Origin of the sequence: Caballeronia grimmiae, assembly GCF_000698555.1 — a bacterium.
GTDB classification, from domain to species: Bacteria; Pseudomonadota; Gammaproteobacteria; order Burkholderiales; family Burkholderiaceae; genus Caballeronia; species Caballeronia grimmiae.
Genome location: NZ_JFHE01000003.1, coordinates 293,378 through 312,480 on the forward strand (window position 1 = coordinate 293,378; position 19,103 = coordinate 312,480).

Annotated in this window: 13 protein-coding genes; 5 read left to right on the forward strand and 8 right to left on the reverse strand. The window is 64.9% G+C overall.

Annotated features, from left to right (window positions below; genetic code table 11):
• The first annotated feature begins 11 nt into the window (after positions 1–11).
• Entirely contained in the window at positions 12–986 is a 975-nt protein-coding gene (locus BG57_RS05700; protein ID WP_035960869.1) for a quinone oxidoreductase family protein, read from the forward strand.
• Between the two features lie 18 nt (positions 987–1,004).
• Here the strand turns inward: BG57_RS05700 and BG57_RS05705 are convergent, their stop codons facing one another.
• The 6 genes from BG57_RS05705 to BG57_RS05730 form a co-directional block, all read right to left on the reverse strand.
• A complete protein-coding gene (locus BG57_RS05705) occupies positions 1,005–1,700 on the reverse strand; it encodes an SDR family oxidoreductase (protein ID WP_052005641.1) in 696 nt (231 codons plus the stop codon).
• A gap of 87 nt (positions 1,701–1,787) precedes the next feature.
• Positions 1,788–5,123, reverse strand: a complete 3,336-nt coding sequence (locus tag BG57_RS05710; RefSeq protein WP_035960873.1) for an efflux RND transporter permease subunit — start codon at positions 5,121–5,123, stop codon at positions 1,788–1,790.
• A 3-nt stretch (positions 5,124–5,126) separates the two neighbouring features.
• Positions 5,127–8,249, reverse strand: coding sequence for an MdtB/MuxB family multidrug efflux RND transporter permease subunit (locus BG57_RS05715; protein WP_035960875.1), 3,123 nt, complete (start codon positions 8,247–8,249; stop codon positions 5,127–5,129).
• Between the two features lie 15 nt (positions 8,250–8,264).
• On the reverse strand, positions 8,265–9,620 hold the full coding sequence (locus BG57_RS05720; protein ID WP_035960878.1) for an MdtA/MuxA family multidrug efflux RND transporter periplasmic adaptor subunit: 1,356 nt from the start codon (positions 9,618–9,620) through the stop codon (positions 8,265–8,267).
• Positions 9,621–9,947: 327 nt separating this feature from the next.
• A complete protein-coding gene (locus tag BG57_RS05725) occupies positions 9,948–10,781 on the reverse strand; it encodes an IclR family transcriptional regulator (RefSeq protein ID WP_035961193.1) in 834 nt (277 codons plus the stop codon).
• Between the two features lie 523 nt (positions 10,782–11,304).
• Entirely contained in the window at positions 11,305–11,604 is a 300-nt protein-coding gene (locus BG57_RS05730) for a hypothetical protein (protein ID WP_152562527.1), read from the reverse strand.
• Positions 11,605–11,831: 227 nt separating this feature from the next.
• On the opposite strand from BG57_RS05730, the gene BG57_RS05735 reads away from it, so the two are divergent.
• A complete protein-coding gene (locus BG57_RS05735) occupies positions 11,832–12,278 on the forward strand; it encodes a BCAL1086 family glycoprotein (protein ID WP_052005643.1) in 447 nt (148 codons plus the stop codon).
• A gap of 90 nt (positions 12,279–12,368) precedes the next feature.
• On the forward strand, positions 12,369–14,945 hold the full coding sequence (locus tag BG57_RS05740) for a mechanosensitive ion channel family protein (protein WP_035960889.1): 2,577 nt from the start codon (positions 12,369–12,371) through the stop codon (positions 14,943–14,945).
• 7 nt (positions 14,946–14,952) lie between these two features.
• On the opposite strand, the gene BG57_RS05745 is transcribed toward BG57_RS05740, so the two are convergent.
• Entirely contained in the window at positions 14,953–15,513 is a 561-nt protein-coding gene (locus BG57_RS05745; RefSeq protein WP_035961197.1) for a cysteine dioxygenase family protein, read from the reverse strand.
• A 145-nt stretch (positions 15,514–15,658) separates the two neighbouring features.
• On the opposite strand from BG57_RS05745, the gene BG57_RS05750 reads away from it, so the two are divergent.
• Both BG57_RS05750 and BG57_RS05755 read left to right on the forward strand, forming a co-directional pair.
• On the forward strand, positions 15,659–16,132 hold the full coding sequence (locus BG57_RS05750; protein ID WP_075583089.1) for an Lrp/AsnC family transcriptional regulator: 474 nt from the start codon (positions 15,659–15,661) through the stop codon (positions 16,130–16,132).
• Positions 16,133–16,400: 268 nt separating this feature from the next.
• A complete protein-coding gene (locus BG57_RS05755) occupies positions 16,401–16,622 on the forward strand; it encodes a hypothetical protein (protein ID WP_035960895.1) in 222 nt (73 codons plus the stop codon).
• A gap of 8 nt (positions 16,623–16,630) precedes the next feature.
• Here the strand turns inward: BG57_RS05755 and BG57_RS05760 are convergent, their stop codons facing one another.
• Complete coding sequence (locus BG57_RS05760; RefSeq protein ID WP_035960897.1) at positions 16,631–19,096, reverse strand: FUSC family membrane protein; 2,466 nt, start codon at positions 19,094–19,096, stop codon at positions 16,631–16,633.
• Positions 19,097–19,103 lie beyond the last annotated feature (7 nt).

A 19,103-nucleotide genomic window follows, 5' to 3' on the forward strand; every position in this document is an offset into this window, starting at 1 on the left:
ACGATCGAGCGATGACCAAGGCAATCCGATTCGACAAGACAGGCGGCCCGGAAGTAATGAAATGGGTCGATGTGGACGTGGGCGAGCCGGGCAAGGGCGAGATCCGCGTGAAGCATCATGCGGTGGGGCTGAACTTCATCGACGTGTATTTCCGCACCGGGCTTTATCCGATGCCGCTGCCCGGCGGCCTCGGCATGGAAGGCGCGGGCGAAGTGACGGCGGTGGGCGAGGGCGTCACGCAATTCAGGCCGGGTGACCGCGTGGCGTATGCGTCGCGTCCGCCGGGCGCGTACGCCGAGGAGCGCGTGATGGCCGCCGATTACGTCGTCAAGCTGCCGGATGGCATCGGCTACGAAGATGCCGCATCCATCATGCTGCAAGGTCTGACCGCGCAGTATTTGCTGCGACGCACGTATCGGGTCAAGGCGGGCGATACCGTGCTGATTCACGCGGCGGCGGGCGGCGTCGGCATGCTCGCGTGCCAGTGGGCGAAGGCGCTCGGCGCGACGGTGATCGGCACGGTCGGCTCGGATGAGAAGGCCGAGATCGCGAAGGCGCATGGCTGCGATCATCCGATCGTCTATACGCGCGACAACTTCACGCAGCGCGTGCGTGAGATCACGAACGGCGCGGGCGTGCCCGTCGTCTACGATTCGATCGGCAAGGATACCTACATTGCGTCGCTCGACTGTCTCGCGCCGCTCGGCTTGTTCGTGAGCTTCGGCAATTCGTCGGGACCGCTGCCGCCGATCGATTCGTCCGAACTCGCGGGACGCGGCTCCTTGTACTTCACGCGTCCGACGCTCTTCAGCTATATCGCGAAGCGCAGCGATCTCGATGCAATGGCCGCCGAATTGTTCGATGTCGTCGCGTCGGGGAAGGTCAAGACGAATGTGCGGCAGCGGTATCCGATCGCGGAAGCGGCGCGCGCGCACGAAGACCTGGAAGCGCGCAGAACCACGGGATCGACCGTTCTGCTGCCTTGAGCGTGTCCGTCGCGTGAACTAGATACGCTGGCTCTGACGCGCGAGCATCGGAGCCAGCGCGTCGCCCGCGATCAGCGCATCGAGCGCGTCGTCGATCGGCTCGTTTCCGCCGACGAAGCCGATCGTCTGATTCTTCACGCCACGCAACACGCATCGCACGGCCAGTGCGGCGACGTCTTCGCGCGATACCGCCGGCATGCTCTGCGTCCGCTCACCGGCCAGGGCGATGGCGCCGCGCGCCGGCGCATCCGAAAGCGGGCCTGGCCGCAAGATGACATAAGGCACGCCGCGATGCGCGACGTAATCGTCGGATTCGCGTTTCATGCGGGAATAGTGGCGCAGCGCGAGCGGGTTGCTGTCGGGATGCAGCGCCGACAACGCGCTCACCACGACGAGTTGCCGCACGCGGCGGCGCCTCGCGTAATCGGCGGTGCGCATGACGGCGTCGCGATCGATCGCGCGTTCCTCGTGCACGCCTTCCGTCTCCGCCGATCCGGCTGCGTAGATCACATGCGTGATGTCGTCGAACGCGTGCGAAAAGTCGTTGGTCAGATCGCCCAGCACGATTTCCGCGCCGAGCGCCGCGAACTCGCTCTTCTGCGCCGACTTGCGCAGCAGCGCACGAAAGGCGATGCCTTCGTCATGCAGCCGCCGCGCGATCAGGCGCCCTGTGCGGCCGTGCGCGGCGATCAGCAGAACTTTCATCGCTTTCATTCGTGGTCGCTCCGTTCCGGTTGCCGGTCCTGAACACCGTAGGCGATTTTCGCGGCGCGCGCCACGTCGATTTGCAGCGGCGTGTTCTTACTCGACCGCCCCCGCCGCGCGTGGCCCGCCGTTGCGACGTGCACGCCGCGCTTCCGAGCGCAGACGGATGCGGTCCATGTAGAGATAGACCACCGGCGTCGTATAGAGCGTCAGCATCTGACTGACGATCAGCCCGCCGACGATCGCAATGCCGAGCGGCGCGCGCATCTCCGAACCTTCGCCCGTGCCGAATGCGAGCGGCAGCGCGCCGAGCAGCGCGGCGGCGGTCGTCATCATGATCGGGCGAAAGCGCAAGAGGCACGCTTCCTCGATTGCATCGCGCGATGTCTTCGCGCCGTTGCGCGTCGCTTCGATCGCGAAGTCCACCATCATGATCGCGTTCTTCTTGACGATGCCGATCAGCAGAATGACCGCGATCAGCGCGATGATGCTGAACTCCGTCTTGAACAGCAGCAGCGCGAGCAGTGCGCCGACGCCCGCGGACGGCAGCGTCGAGAGAATGGTGATCGGATGGATATAGCTCTCGTACAGGATGCCGAGCACGATATAAACCGCCGCGAGCGCCGCCAGAATGAGCAAGGGCTGGTCGTTCATCGACTGCTGGAACGCCTGCGCCGTGCCCTGGAAGCTGCCGTGGATGGTCTGCGGCACGCCGATCTGCGCCATCGTCTCGTAGATCGCGGCGGTCGCTTCCGAGAGCGACTTGCCCGGCGGCAAGTTGAACGAAATGGTCGATGCGACGAACTGGCTCTGGTGATTCACCGACAGCGGCGTGTTCCCCGGCCCGAACTTCGCAATGGCCGATAGCGGGACCATCGTTTCCTTCGACGTCGATACCGCCGCCCCCGATGACGATCCCGACTTGCCGCTCGCCGCAATCGCGTTGGTGGCCGAATTGCGCACCGATTCGAGCGCGAGCGCGGCGGTCGTGTCCGATGTGCTCGTCGACGATCCGCCCGCGCCGGTCGAACCGGTTGCCGATGTGGACGCCGTGCTCGTCGTGCTGGACGTAGTCGTCGAATTGGTCGATGCCGCACCGCTCGCCGTGCCGCCCGACGTGCTGATGTAGATCTGCTTCAGCATCTCCGGGTCTTGCCAGTACTTCGGCGCGACTTCCATCACCACGTGGTACTGCGAGAGCGCGTTATAGATGGTGGAAACCTGCCGCTGGCCGAACGCGTCGTAGAGCGTGTTGTCAATTTGCGCGGGCTTGATGTTGAGGCGCGCGGCGGTCGCGCGGTCGAACGTGACCATCGCTTCTAGGCCGCCTTGCTGCTGGTCCGAGTTGACGTCGGTGAGTTCGGGGCGGTGCTGCAGCGCCTCGGTCAGCTTCGGTCCCCATGTGTACAGGTCCGACGTGGTGTCGGACAACAACGTGAACTGGTACTGCGCGTTGGACTGCCGCCCGCCCACGCGGATGTCCTGCACCGCCTGAAGGAAGGTGCGCGCGCCGGCGACATCGGCGAGCGGCTTGCGCAGGCGAGCGATCACCTGATCCGCCGACACCTTGCGCTCGTCCTTGGGCTTCAGCGAGATGAACATGAAGCCCGAGTTGGTCGAGCGCCCGCCCGTGAAGCCCGCGACGCTATCGACGGCCGGGTCCGCTTCGACGATGCGCATCATCTGCGAAAACTTGGTCTTCATCGCCTGGAACGACGTGCTCTGGTCCGCCTGAATGCCGCCGACGATGCGCCCCGTGTCCTGCTGCGGGAAAAAGCCCTTCGGCACGATCACGTACAGATAGACGTTAAGAGCGATGGTCAGGAGCAGCACGACGAGAATCAGCAGCGGATGCCCGAGCGCCCAGCCGAGCGTGCGCGCATAGCCGCGCTGAAGGCGGTCGAATTGCCGTTCGAGCCAGCGCGCGAGCCGTCCTTCCTCGCGCTTTTCGTGTCCTTCCTGCAAGAGGCGCGAGCACATCATCGGCGTGACGGTGAGCGACACGACGAGCGACACGGCAATCGCCAGCGACAGCGTCAGCGCAAACTCGCGGAACAGCCGGCCGACGATGCCGCCCATCAGCAGGATTGGCAGGAACACCGCGACGAGCGACACGCTGATCGACAGCACGGTGAATCCGACTTCGCGCGCGCCGATGATCGCGGCCTGCCTGCGCGGCACGCCGTTCTCCACATGGCGCGAGATGTTTTCGAGCACGACGATGGCGTCGTCGACGACGAAGCCCGTCGCGATGGTCAGCGCCATCAGCGAGAGGTTGTCGAGCGAGAAGCCGAGCAGATACATCGCCGCGAAGGTGCCGATGATCGATATCGGCACCGCGACGCTCGGTATCAGCGTCGCGCGCCAGTTGCGCAGGAAGAGGAACACGACCATCACGACGAGCGCCACCGCGATCACGAGCGTGAGTTCGGTGTCGTGCAGGGAAGAGCGAATGGTGGTCGAACGGTCGGCTGTCGGCGTGATCTGGACGTCGGCGGGAAGGGCGGCCTGCAATTGCGGCAGCATGGACTTCACGCGGTCGATCGTCTCGATGATGTTCGCCCCCGGCTGGCGATACAGAATGACGAGCACCGCGCGCTTGTTGTTGATGAGGCCGAGGTTGCGCAGGTCTTCGACGGAGTCGACCACTTCGCCGACGTCCGACAGCCTGACCGCCGACCCGTTGCGATAAGCGACGACGAGGTCCTTGTACTGCGATGCCTTGCTCGCCTGATCGTTGGTGTAGAGCTGAACGCGCGTGCCCTTGAACTCGATAGCGCCTTTCGGGCTGTTCGCGTTCGCCGACGCAAGCGCCGCGCGCACGTCTTCGAGGCCGATGCCGTAGTGAAACAGCGCGCCCGGCTCCAGTTCGACGCGCACCGCCGGATTGGCCGATCCGCTCACGTCCACTTCGCCGACGCCCGGCACCGTCGAGAGCGTCTGCTGCAGCACGGTCGCGGCGGAATCGTAGAGCGAGCCGGCCGTGCGCGTGGGCGACGAAAGCGCGAGCACGAGGATCGGCGCGTCGGCGGGATTGACCTTGTGATAGGTCGGATTGCTGCGCAGCGAAGCAGGCAGATCGGCGCGCGCCGCGTTGATCGCGGCCTGCACGTCGCGCGCCGCGCCGTCGATGTCGCGGCTGAGGCCGAATTGCAGCGTGATGCGCGTGCTGCCGACCGAGCTCATCGACGTCATCTCGCTCACATCGGCGATGCTGCCAAGATGCCGCTCGAGCGGACTCGCCACGCTCGTCGCCACCGTATCCGGGCTCGCGCCCGGCAGCGACGCCTGCACGGAAATGGTCGGGAAGTCCACTTGCGGCAACGGCGCGACCGGCAGCCTCACGAACGCGAACATGCCGGCGAGAGCGATGCCGATGGCGAGCAGCGTCGTCGCCACGGGCCGGTCGATGAAAAAGCGCGACAGGTTCATGGCTTACTCCACGTCGCTCGCGGGCCGCGCGCCGGGCAGGCCGCGTCCGAAGCGCGCGCGCAGGCGCTGGCCGAGCGAATCGAACGCGAGGTAAATCACCGGCGTCGTGAACAGCGTCAGCAATTGCGACACGATCAGCCCGCCGACGATCGCAATCCCCAGCGGATGCCGCAGCTCCGAACCCGCGCCCCAGCCGAGCATCAGCGGCAGTGCGCCGAGCAGCGCGGCCATCGTCGTCATCAGAATGGGGCGGAAGCGCAACAGGCACGCCTGGAAGATCGCCTCGCGCGGCGACTTGCCTTCGTCGCGCTCCGCTTCGAGCGCGAAGTCGATCATCATGATCGCGTTCTTCTTCACGATGCCGATCAGAAGCACGATGCCGATGATCCCGATGATGTCCAGGTCGTGTCCGGTGATCATCAGCGAGAGCAGCGCGCCGACGCCCGCAGACGGCAGCGTCGAGAGAATGGTGATCGGGTGGATGAAGCTCTCGTACAGTATGCCGAGCACGATGTACATCGTGACGACGGCCGCGAGGATCAGGAACAGTTCGTTCGACAGCGACGCCTGGAACGCCAGCGCCGCGCCCTGATAGCGAATCTGGAACGAAGCGGGCAAGCCGATCTCGTTCTTCGCCTGTTCGATCGCCTTCACCGCCGCGCCGAGCGATGCGCCCTTTGCCAGATTGAACGATACGGTCGTCGCCGGGAACTGTCCGAGATGCGTGACGAGCAGGGGCGCTGCGCGCTCGTGGAACGTCGCGATGCTCGAGAGCGGCACCTGTCCGTTCGTCGCGGTGGAGGAGGGCAGATAGATGCCGTTGAGCGTTTCGCTGTAGTGCGCGTCGCTCGGCTCGGCTTCGAGAATCACGCGGTACTGGTTCGATTGCGTGAAGATCGTCGAGATGATGCGCTGGCCGAAGGCGTCGTAGAGCGCATTGTCGACGGTCGCCGGCGTGATGCCGAAGCGCGCGGCCGTCGCCCGGTCGATTTCCACGTAGACGGACTGGCCGTTCTGCTGCAGGTCGGTGGCGACATCCGTCAGGATCGACGTATGTTGCAGCTTCTCGACGAGCTTCGGCACCCATTCCGCGAATTCCGTCGCGTTCGGGTCCGTCAGCATGAACTGATACTGCGTCGGGCTGACGGTCGAGTCGATCGTCAAATCCTGAACCGGCTGCATGTACAGCTTGATGCCGGGAATATCCGCGACTTCGCTCTGAATGGTGCGGATGACATCGCTCGACGTATCGCTGCGGTCGTCGCGCGGCTTGAGGTTGATGAGCATGCGCCCGCTGTTGAGCGTGATGTTCGTGCCATCGACGCCGATGAACGACGTGAGACTCTCGACATCCGGGTTCTGCAAAATCTTCCTCGCGAGCGCCTGCTGCTGTTCGGCCACCGTCTGATACGACGCGGCCTGTGGCGCTTGCGTAATCGCCTGAATGACGCCCGTGTCCTGTGTCGGGAAGAAGCCTTTCGGGATGAACACGTAGAGCACGGCGGTCAGCACCAGCGTGAGCACGGCGACGACGAGCGTTGCGCGCTGCCGCTCCAGCACCCATTCGAGCGCGACTGCGTACCGGCCGATCACATAGTCGATGAACCGGTGCGCGCGCGCCTCGAAGCGCTTGCTGTCGCGCGGAGGCGTGTGACGCAGCAGCTTTGCGCACATCATCGGGACGAGGGTGAGCGACACGATCGCCGAAATGACGATGGTCACCGCGAGCGTTATCGCGAATTCATGGAACAGCCGGCCGACGACATCGCCCATGAAGAGCAGCGGGATCAGCACGGCGATCAGCGAGACCGTCAGCGAGATGATCGTGAAGCCGATCTGCCGGCTGCCCTTCAGCGCGGCTTCGAGCGGCGATTCGCCTTCTTCGACGTAGCGCGCGATGTTCTCGATCATCACGATGGCGTCATCGACGACGAAGCCCGTCGCGATCGTCAGCGCCATCAGCGAGAGATTGTCGAGCGAAAAGCCGCACAGATACATGACGGCAAGCGTGCCGACGAGCGACAGCGGCACCGAAAGGCTCGGAATGATCGTCGCGTAGACGTTGGCGAGAAAGAGATAGATCACCATCACGACCAGCACGACCGACAGCGCGAGTTCGAACTGCACGTCGCGCACGGACGCGCGAATGGTGGTGGTGCGGTCGGTGACGACGCGCACGTCGAGCGCGGCCGGCAGCGATTGCTGCAGATTCGGCAGCAGCTTCTTGATGCCGTCCACCACCTGAATGACGTTGGCGCCGGGCTGGCGCTGCACGTTGAGGATGATCGCGGGCGTGGAATCGACCCACGCGCCGAGCTTCGTGTTCTCCGGGCCTTCCACGATGGTCGCGACATCGGTCAGCATCACCGGCCGCCCGCTGCGATACGCGACGACCGCACTCTTGTACGCGTTCGCATCGGTGAGCTGATCGTTCGCGTTGATCGTGTAGGCGCGGGTCGGGCCGTCGAAGTTGCCCTTTGGCGTGTTGACGTTCAGGTTCGAGATGGTCGTGCGCAGGTCGTCGATATTGAGTCCGTACGACGCGAGCGCGCGCGTGTTCGCCTGAATGCGAACCGCCGGGCGATTGCCGCCGCTGATCGACACGAGACCGACGCCCGCCACCTGCGAAATTTTCTGCGCGAGGCGCGTGTCGGCAAGATCCTGCACTTGCGTGAGCGGCAGGGTCTTCGAGCTGATCGCGAGCGTCATGATCGGCGCGTCGGCGGGATTCACCTTCGCGTAGATCGGCGGCGCGGGCAGGTCGGACGGCAGCAGGTTGCCCGCCGCGTTGATCGCGGCCTGCACTTCCTGCTCGGCGATATCGAGCGGCAAGTCGAGGCTAAACTGCAGCGTGATGACCGACGCCCCCGCCGAACTCTGCGACGACATCTGATTGAGACTGGCCATCTGCCCGAACTGCTTTTCGAGCGGTGCGGTGACGCTGGACGTCATAACGTCGGGCGACGCGCCGGGATAGAAGGTCTGGACCTGGATGGTCGGATAATCGACGGCAGGCAGCGCGGAAAGCGGCAGAAAACGCAGCGCGACAAGGCCGACCAGCATGATCGCCGCCATGAGGAGCGCCGTGCCGACCGGACGCAGAATAAAAATGCGGGAGGGATTCATGCGTTCGCCTGACCGTTACTGCGACTGCTGCTGACGCCGATGCCCGCCGTGCCGCGCGCTCGAAGCCGGCGCCGCCGCCGATGCACCCGATGCCGCCGATGCACCGGAGGCTCCCGCCGCGCGATCCGCCGGAATCGTGATTTTCGCGCCTTCCTTGAGGCGGTCCGAGCCGTCGATGACAACCCGCTCGCCCACTTGCAGGCCGGACTTGATGCTGGTGCGCTCGCCGTCGACCGGGCCGATCTTCACGTTGCGCACGGTCACGGTGTTATCCGGCTTCACGACATACACGAACGCGCCCGACGAACCGTTGAGCACCGCCGATGTCGGCACGATGGTCGCATTCCTGATGACGTCGACGAGCAGCTTCGTGTTCACGAACTGGTTGGGAAACAGCATGCCTTCCTTGTTCTGGAAGGTGGCGCGTAGCTTCACGGTGCCGGTCGTGGTGTCGATCTGATTGTCGACGGTTTCCAGATAGCCGGCTTCGAGCGCCGTTGTGTTCGCGCGATCATAAGCGGTCACGGACATCTTCGTGCCCGCATGCAGCGGCTTGAGGATGGCGGCGAGGTTGTCTTCGGAGGTCGTGAAGATCACGCTGATCGGCTGCAACTGCGTGATGACGACGACGCCGTTCGTATCGCCCGTGGTCACGTAGTTACCCGGATCGACCTGCCGCAGGCCCACGCGGCCCGATACCGGCGCGGTGATGCGCGCATACGTGAGGTCGAGCTTGTAGGTATCGACGTTCGCCTGATCGGACTTTACAGCGCCTTCGTACTGCTTGACGAGCGATGCCTGCGTGTCGACCTGCTGCTTCGCGATGGAGTCCTGCGAAAGCAGCGTCTGATAGCGCTGCAAGTCGAGACGCGCCGTTTGCAGCAGCGCCTGATCGCGGGCGAGCGTGCCTTCGGCGTTGCGCAGCGAAATTTCGTAAGGACGCGGATCGATCTGCGCGAGCAGATCGCCCTTCTTTACCATCTGGCCTTCGGTGAACGCGACGTTCATCAGCGTGCCGTTCAGCTGCGTCTTGACCGTGACATTGGCGAGCGGCGTAACGGTGCCCAGCGAGTTGATGACCACCGGCATCTCGCCTTGCGCGACGGTGGCGACGTGCACCGGCTGCGGCTGGTTCATCGGGTTCGCGCCGCGCCGTCCGCCCTGGCGCGCCTCCTGCGGCTGGCCGGACGTGCCGCCGCGATTCCACGGATGCCACCACGCCACCGCTCCCGCGACGATCAGCACGGCGACGATGAGCGGCACGAGCCGGCGACGGCGCGGCGGCGTGTCGGCGGTAACGGGCGGAGCGGGATCAGCGGGGCGCGTGGGCTTCTGGCGTGACTGCGCGGGAGAGGTTTTCTGGTCGTCCATCTTCGGTGGCTGGGTCTTTCCAAGTCTGTCGTACGGGGCGCGGATGGGCGGCATCTCGCGATGCGGTCGGGGCGGGGTCCGGGAAGACCGGCGGCGGGCCGAGGAGCCCGTCTGTTCGAAACAGCCGATGTTGGGGCAGGGCTTAGGCCATGCGTCCCGGCGCGGCCCCGGTGCGCGCGAAGCATGATGCTACGTCTCGCACCGATGCCCGTCCACCGGGCATTCTTTCTGTTGATTACGGCTGTAACAGCGCGCCGTCGATTGCCCGATGCGCGGCCGTCGGACGCCGTGCGACGGCCGCGCGCCACCGCAATTGCGCGCGTAAGTTTACTTCGTCTCGCGGGTAGACGCCCTGGCGCCGGGCGTGCCGCCGATCTCACGCGCAATGTATTCGATGCATTCGAGCAACGCGGGCGCGACGGTCCCGACGAGCGTTTCATGCGGACATTGATGCGCTGCTCCGCCGCAGTTGACCGAATACCGCTCTTCCGACGGACCGACGAAACCCGCGGCCACCGCGTTGAGGCCGTGATGCCATTCGCCGAGCGATATCGCGAAGCCGTGACGGCGCGCATCGTCGAGACCGCGCTGCAAGCCGCCGGCGATGGCCGGCCAGTCATCGCCCGACGCGGTTTGCAGGCTGCCGATCAGCGCCTGCCGGTCGTCATCGTCGAGCACGGACAGATACGCGCGCCCGATCGCGGTGCGGCTCAGGTCCATCTTGCCGCCGACATCGAGCCGCGAAACGAGCACGGCGGAACGCGGCCGGATCGCGTCGATGACGACCATGTCCAGCCGGTCGCGCACGGCCAGATGCACGCTCAGGCCGGTGCGCTCCGCGAGCGCAATCAGGAATGGTCGCGCCCGGGCGCGAATATCGAAGTTGCGCAGAAAGCCGTTGCTCAGTTCGAGCACCGACGCCGTCAGCACGAAGCGCTCGCTGTCGGGCAGGCGAAGCAGCAAGCCGGCGCCGACGAGCGTCGCGGTGATGCGCGACACTGTCGGCTTCGGGATGCCGGTCCAGTCGGCCAGTTCACGATTGCTGACGGGCGCATCGGCGGCGGCGATCCGGCGCAGCACATCGAGTCCACGGGCGAGCGCGGTGACTTCGTCGCCATCTTTGTCTTTTGTCTTTTTCCGGCTCGTCGACCGGCTGCTCATCGTGTCAATTTGCATAATGAAACGTCGTTTCGAATGCGAGGTTGTACGTGAGGTTGACGTGGCGCGGCGTCAAACTTGCAAGCCATGCAAGCCCCGATGATAAGTGGTATTAGATACGTAACTTTTTAATGATACGTCCCCGCAACGCCGCTTTCGGGCAGATGCCCGGACACAGAAATTTTGCTTGACTTGAGCAATGATCCCGGAAAAAATGGAATCCGATTTCGAAACGGCTGGCGACGTGCGCAAGGCTTACCGCCCCGTGTTTGGAATACAGGCTCTCAGGTTCTAGCACGGCCCTCGGAATGGCTAGAACTTTTAAGGCGCTACGGCAACGTGGCGCCTTTTTTTTGCCTGTACGTTTCGGATAGCGGCCGTGACTTGGCCCTGAATATACGCCCAAAGGGCGCGCGGCGCTGCAGGAAGCGCGAGAGGAACGCGGAACGGAATGAGGCTGCGGCCAGCGCCACGGAGGCGTTACCGGAAGCCAGGCGCGACGACGATCGCGCCCGGCGAATCTGAATCAATGCAGCTGATTGAACACGCGACGCTGCCGCAGCAGCAACTTGCCACGGACGAGCCAGTAGACGCTCGCGACGAGCAGCAACACCCCGACGCCAAGCGGAACCAGCGGATGAATGCGTTCCGGCGAAGGCTGGCTGGTTGCAACGAGCAGTGCGGCGAAGAACGCGGCGCCCGCCTGATAGTAAGAACGCTTGGCGAGCACCCGGCGCATGCGATGGGTGGTGAAGCGGGAGATGGGCGCGCGGGTGAAGGGTTCGAATAGCATCAGCCCGGCGACGAGGGCGATAGCGAGATTCATGTAAAGCATGGTTGATACGGGCGGAGGCGTGGACTGCGCGCACTATAAGCGGATGCGTGATCGGCCAGAAGCAGACGTCTCCTAAAAGTAGAGGAAACGTTCTACTGCACGTCCGGTCGGATCGGCCAGCTGTCGAAACGCGAATTCTCTCGTCATGCAAGCTTCGCAATCTGCGCCGGTTCGGACAGCGTATGATGAGCGCGCGTTTTTCACGTAGGAGCAAGACCATGCAAATGACTCCCTTCACCCGCATTGCGATGGCGCTGGCGGCGCTCGGCGCGCTTGCCGCATGCGAGAAACACGACGCCACCGCGGGCCAGGCCGCCAGTGCGCTCAATAACCTCGCGAGCCAGACCAACCAGAAGTTCGATCAGGCGGCGAGCTACGTCGGCCAAAAGATGGATGCCGCCAAGCAGTCGGCGCAGCAGAGACTCGATAAAGCCGGCTCGATGCCGGACATGTCGGCGAGCGGCGTTGCAGCTTCGGCGCGGGCGAACCTCAATAGTGCGGCGAGCGCGACGAACGCCGCCATCGCGGATGCCGCGAGCGCGACCGGCGCGGGGCTGCAATCGGCGGGGCGCAAGCTGCAGGAGTGGTCCGCGAAGGATGGCGGCGCGTCGGCCACGAGTCCCGCCGCCGAGTCGTCCGGGACGCGCACGGACATGGACAAGTAAGCCGCCCGCTTAACATTCGGTTACGTCCGCGATGCGTGGCGCGTCGGGGCCAGCCGGTAAACTGGCGAGCTTTCGGAAATCGAGACCGTTATGAAGTCACGCAAGCTCGCGCATGGCGGCGCGCTGGCGTTCGTCGCGAGATCCCGGACGACGGTTTTCGCCGTCGCGCGCGCGCTGTCGTCGCTCTTCCTGGCCGCGCTGGTCCTGCTGACGACGACCCCCGCCGAAGCCGCCCCCACGCTCGAACTGCCCACGTTCCAGGAACTCATCGCGCCGCCCGCGCCGGCATCGTCGGCGGAGGCGGCTGTCGGTGCATCGGCGCCGGCCGTGTCGGATGCCGACATGCTGCACTCGCTCGACACCGTCATCGCGACGCTCGACAACGACCGCCAGCGCGCGGCGCTCGTCGCGCAACTCAAGCGTCTGCGCGATGCGAAGCATGCCGCCGCGTCCGCTGCGCCCGCCACGCCCGCATCGTCTGCCGATACCGCGCCGACCGCCGCGGGTGCCGCCGCAAGCGCCCCGGCGAGCGCGCCGACGCCCTCGGTGGTGGCGAGCATCGCGCAGAACGCGGGCTTGCTGGGCGCGATCGCGTCGGCGGTCACGAGCATCGAAGCCGACGTGAAGCGCGGCAAGACGCCGCTCGCCTACTGGGGCGGGCGCTTCAACGCGGCGGGCAACGAGCTGTTCACCATCGTCACGAGCCAGAGCCGGGAGCCGTTCGGCCGCACGCTATTCAACTTCTTCGCGACGCTCGCGGGCTGGGGCGCGTGCGCCTTCGTGCTCGTGTATGCGCAGCGGCGCATATCGAGCCGGTATGGCGTGGAAGTGTCGCTGCATTCGAATCCGACGACGCGCGAGCTGCTGCTCTTCGCGCTGCGCCGCGTCGCGCCGTATCTGATCGCGTTTCTGGCGGCGCTGACGTTCGCGCATCTGATGCCGCAATCGCTCGGCCGCACGCTCGCGATGGTCACCGCGTACGCGATGGTCGCGGGCGCGGTGTTCTCGGCCATCTGCCTCATCATGTTCTCGCTGTTCGGCTCGGCGCACCGGCGCGTCGCGGTGAACGTGCTGATCATTCATGCGCGGCGGCTGCTGTTTCTGATCGGCACGCTCGGCGCGCTCGGCGATGCCGCTGCCAACTACGACGTCGCGCAACAACTCGGCACCAACCTGTCCGCGCTGATCTCCACTTTCGCGAACATGGCGGCCGCCGCGCTCACCGCGTACTTCGCGCTCGCGTTCCAGCGGCCGGTCGCGCATCTGATCCGCAGCCGCACCTACGAGCAGCGCCACACGCGCAAGGCCGCGACCGAAACGTTCGATGTCGTCGCGTCGCTATGGCAATTGCCGTTGCTCCTGCTCGCGTCGGCGTCGGTGGTGGCGACGCTCGCGGGCATCGGCACGTCCGAAAACGTGCTGCAGATGGCGATCGCGACCGCTGGCCTGCTGGTCGTCGCGTTCTTCCTGTCGGCGATCGTGATCCGCATCACGCGGCCCAAGTCGCGCCGTCCGCGCCGCCAGTCGGCTTATGTGCGGCGGCTCGTTAAATTCGTCGGCACGCTGATCGTGGTCGGCGTATGGCTCGCGTTCCTCGAAGTGTCGTCGCGCTTCTGGGGCTTCTCGCTCGCGGACATGGCCGAGCGCAGCGTCGCGGCGCGCGGCATCACGCACGCCTTCGGCATGATCGTGCTGACGTTCTTCGTCGTGTGGCTCGTGTGGATTCTGATCGACACCGGCATTCAGGAAACGCTCAAGCCCGATTCCGCGCGGCGCGGCGGACGCGGCCCGAGCATGCGCGCTCGCACGATGCTGCCGCTCTTGCGCAACGTCGTGTTCGTCGTGCTGTTGACGATCGCCGCGATCGTCACGGCGGCGAATCTCGGCCTCAACGTGACGCCGCTGCTCGCGGGCGCGGGCGTGATCGGTCTTGCGGTCGGTTTCGGCGCGCAATCGCTGGTCGCGGACCTGATCACCGGGCTTTTCATCATCATCGAGGATACGATTTCGGTCGGCGATTCGATCGAGGTGGAAGGCGGGCACGCGGGCATCGTCGAGAGCCTGACGATCCGGACCGTGCGCCTGCGCGACGGTCAGGGCGCGATTCACGCGATTCCGTTCTCGCAGATCAAGACGGTGAAGAACCTGTCGCGCGATTTCGCTTATGCCGTGTTCGAAGTGCGCTTGCCGTTTTCCGCCGATGTCGACGCCGTCACCGACATGATCCGCGAGGTCGGCGCGGAACTGATGGACGATCTGCGCTATCGGCGCGAGATGCTGGGACCGGTCGAAGTGTGGGGACTGGACCGCTTCGATCCGAACTGGATGGTCGTGAAAGGGCAGATCAAGACGCGGCCGCTTCAGCAATGGAGCGTCGCGCGGGCGTTCAATCTGCGCATCAAGCGCAAGATGGACGAAGCCGGCATGCCGATTCCGGTGCCGCAAATGCAGGTGCAGATGTCGCGCGACGCCGGCGATTCCAGGGAAGCCGACGCCAAGTCCAAACGCATCTGGATCGACGAAGAAGAAGCCGCCGACGCCGCCGATGCGCCGCGTGCCGTGGCGCTCGACGTATCGCACGAGCCACGGCCCGCGCCGCCCGCCACCGATCATTCGGTGCAGATTCCGCCGCAGATTCCCACGGCGCCGGAGCCGGGCAAGGGCTGATTGAGCGTCAGGCGGCGAGCAGATCGTTGACGTGCGTGGCGATATGTTCGCCCGAGACGCCATAGACGTGAATCGATACGGCGCGCGTGGCCGCATCGGCGGGATTGCTGAGCTGATGAATCGCGCCGCGTCCCGCATCGACGAACGATACCGCGCCCGCCGCACGCGGATGGTGGCGCGTTTCCTCCGCGCAGTGCGTATCGGCATCCCAGCGATAAAGCGTTTCGGCGAGCGTGCCGTCGATGACCGCGTAGCCGCACCACGTCCGATGGCCATGCACCGGACTCGCTTGCCCCGGCTCCCACACGAGCGCGGCGATCGCGTACCGGTTGAGCGGATCGGCGGCGAGCAGATGGCGGCGGTATCGGCGCGTGTCGCCGATGCGCTGGTGCGCGTGCAGCAGCGAGGCATCGGCGATCGCCCGCGTCAGCGCCGCACGCACTTGCGCTCCGAACGATGCGTCGCCGGCTTCGAGCGCGGCATCGATGTCATGGCAAAGGCGTCGCAAGGCCGGGTTGTCGTTGCTCGGCGCATGCAGCGCGGCGCGGGTGCCGGCGTTTTGCCGCATCGGGCGATTAAAACTTTGCAGCTTCATGATGAATGTGGGATTGGGAATCGAGCCTCCATTTATATCGGCTTGCATCTGGAATTTGTTTTCATATAATTCCGCCAACGCTTCGAAAAATAGAAAATTAATCTACGGGGGATGCAGTATGGGAATGGACGTCATTGACCGCAAGCTGCTCGAACTGCTGCAGGGCGACGTGACGATGCCCGTCGCGGAACTGGCTCAGCGCGTCAATCTTTCGCAGACGCCGTGCTGGAAGCGCGTGCAGCGGCTCAAGGAGACCGGCGTGATCCGCGCGCAAGTCGCGTTGTGCGATCCGAAGAAGCTCGGCGTCGGCACGACGGTGTTCGTCGCGGTGCGCACGAATCAGCACACGCAAAGCTGGGCGGACGAGTTCACGCGCGCCGTGCGCGACATGCCGGAAGTGGTCGAGGTGTACCGGATGAGCGGCGAGACGGACTATCTGCTGCGCGTGGTGGTAGCCGACATCGACGATTACGACCGCGTCTACAAGCAACTCATTCGCGCGGTGCCGATCTACGACGTCAGTTCCAGTTTCGCGATGGAGCAGATCAAGTATTCGACGGCGTTGCCGGTGCGGCCCGCATCCGACGCCTGAGCGCGGCAAAAGAAAGCCGCCCGGGGAGGGCGGCCGAACACGTCCGGTCACGAGGTATCACGGCGAGCCCTGGCGCTCGCGTGATCAGACGCGCATGGAATCCGGTTGAGTATGGTCAACGAGGCGGGCTTCGTTCAAGCCGGACGGTGCAGCACAGAATTTCGGGGGTGTCGTTCGCGGACTGAAACACCGCGCGCAATCCAACTGAAAACGAAGCCGGGTACGATGTCGGTTCTATCTCAAAACTTTGAACGAGCCGCCGCGCCCCATGACCGACGACCCACGCAACAAGCGCCCGAACGCCCCGCAGAAAAAGAAGAATCCGACCTTGGGCATCAGCGTGTTCATCGTCGTGGTGTTGCTGCTGGTGATCTTCACGCTGCTCTTCAACGCGATTCGCGAGAAGCGCGAGTTCGACGAGCAGACCGCGCCGCCCGCCACGGCAAGCGGTGCGCGGCCCGCGCTCCCGGCGATCGGCGCATCGCAATAACGCTGCGCTCACGACGGCAGATGAATCTGCGTCGCGTCCTTGCGGATCAGCGTTGACGCCGTGAGCATCTGCTTGCACTGATGCGCGAGCAGTTTCAGATCCTGAATCGCATCGGCGGGGAGCGCCTGCGCGCGTTCGGCGGCGGCGACCATCGTATCGAGATCGCGGCGCAAATCCTTGATTGCGTCGGAGGGCGGGGCGCCGTCGTCGTCCGATATCGCGGCCTGCGCGTCCGACAGATTGTCCCGCACGATGGCGAATGCCCGCTGCACCGGCTCGAAAGGCTTCGGATCGGCGTCATTGATCGCTTGCAATAGCGGCGCGGCCGCCGTGATCTGCGACGCGAGCACGTGGCTCTGGACGAGCAGATCGTTCAGTTCGGCGACGTATTTCTGCTGCGGCTTCGGCTCCAGCATCATGCGCTGAAACGCCTGCGCGAGATTGGCGAACGCGACGTGCACGTTCTTGCGCGCGAGCCGGTAGCGGAAGTCGCGATCGAGCGCCGTCGCCGCGACGGTCGCGGCGGCGGACCCGCCCTTGCTCGCGGTGGCCGCGGTGCTCTCGCCGATGTTCACCGACGACAGCCGCTCCGCCGTCGCGCTCGCGGCCTTGAGGGCGGGCTCGTCGCTGGCGGCGCTGGTCTTGATTTCCGGCGCGGGCACGGGCTCAGGCGCGGTTGCGAGCGCCGCGCCCGCGTTGCCATCGGCGAAAGCGGCGCTCGGCACGGACGACGGCGCGCGGGACGTAGCGCCCCCCGTTTGCGTCTTCCAGGACCAGCTTGCTTCCAGATAATTGCGCGTCGCGCCGAGCAGATCCTTCACGAGCTTGCCCATCAGCCGGTACTCCCAGTACGGGAACAGATGACTCGCGGCAATGGCGATAGCGGACCCAACGACCGTATCGATGGCCCGCTCGCCGATCAGCCGCAAGCTGCCCGGCGCGAGCAGATGGAACATCAGCAGCACATACGACGACGTGAACACCACGCTGCCCGCGTAGTTGAAGAGCAGCAGGCTGTAGCTCATGACCATCGACGCGAACATCGCGACCAACAGCACATGCGGGTCCTTGACGACGAGGATCAGCGCGATCGTCACCGCGCAGCCGATCGTCGTGCCGATGATCCGCTGCGTATTGCGCTGCTTGGTGAGCGAATAGCCCGGCTTTAGGATGATGACCGTGGTCATCACGATCCAGTACGCGTTCGTGAGCGGCAGCAGCCGCCCGAGCCAGAAGCCGACGCCCACCGCGATCGTCACGCGCAGCGCGTGGCGGAAGCTCGGCGATGACATCGTCAGATTCGAAAAAATCTGCCTGAACGGCACGCGCCGGCTCGAGATGAAACGCGAGAGCGCGTGATCGATCTGTACCTCGGTTCCGCTGAGACTGGCGTCGTCGTGCGTGCGGCGGCGCATCTTGTCGATCAGGCGCGTGGCGCTCCACAGACGCCGGAACACGGCGGCCGCCGCCGCATACGCTTCGGGATTCTTCTCGGGCAGCGCGTGCTTGCGCATCAATTCGAGTTCGTATTCGATCGCGCGCAACTCGGCCTTCATGCTGACGTGCTTCGACGCCGGGCGGTTTTGCAGCACCGCGAGGCCGATCTCCTCCAGGTCCTCGCTGGCCTTGCGCATCAGGTCGCGATAGAACACGAGCACGTCGGAGCCGGCGAAGGTCTTGCGCACAAGCGGATAGTCCGTATGCGCGCCGACGAAGAACTCGTGCAGGTCCACGATGTTGATGAAGAGATTGAAGAGCCGCGCGCGCCGCGCATCGAGCTTGCCGGTTTTCACCTTCGGCAGATTGCGCAACACGATCTCGCGTGCGCCTTCCTGCTGCTCGACGGCCGCGATCTGCTTTTCAATGAGCTTTCGATAACACTCGTCGAGGTCGGCGTCGACGTCATAGAACTCTGCGCGCGCCTGCAGATACTCCGCGCAACTGAAGATGCTCTGCGCGAGCGCCTGCCGCTCGATGCGATACACGAGCAGATGCGAGACGAGCGTCGCCCAGTACGTGTACCAGAGGCCGCCGAGCAGAATCCACGACGCGTTGATGAGCGCCTGCATCGGCGTGAAATGCTCTTCGAGCGTCACGATCATCATGAAGAGCGTCGCGAAGCTGATCTGCGGCCAGCGGTTGCCGTAGACGACGATCAGCGACAGCACGAAGGTGAGCGGCACGACGGTCAGCCAGAGCGTCACCGGATGGGCCGTCGCAATGCCGGTCGCGAGCGCCGAAAAAAAGCCGATGACCGTGCACGCGAGCATCTCGTTGTGCTTGTGCTTGAGCGGCCCCGGCATGTCGACGACGCACGCGCCCAGCGCACCTGTCGCGATCGTGAAGCCGAGTTCGCGGTTGTGAAACACCGTGAGCATCAGCACGGCCGGGAGCGAGATGCCAAGCGCGCTGCGCAAGCCGCCGAAAAAGTACTGGCTATAGATGAACTTTTTTATTTCGAACGAGTAACGCATCGACTTC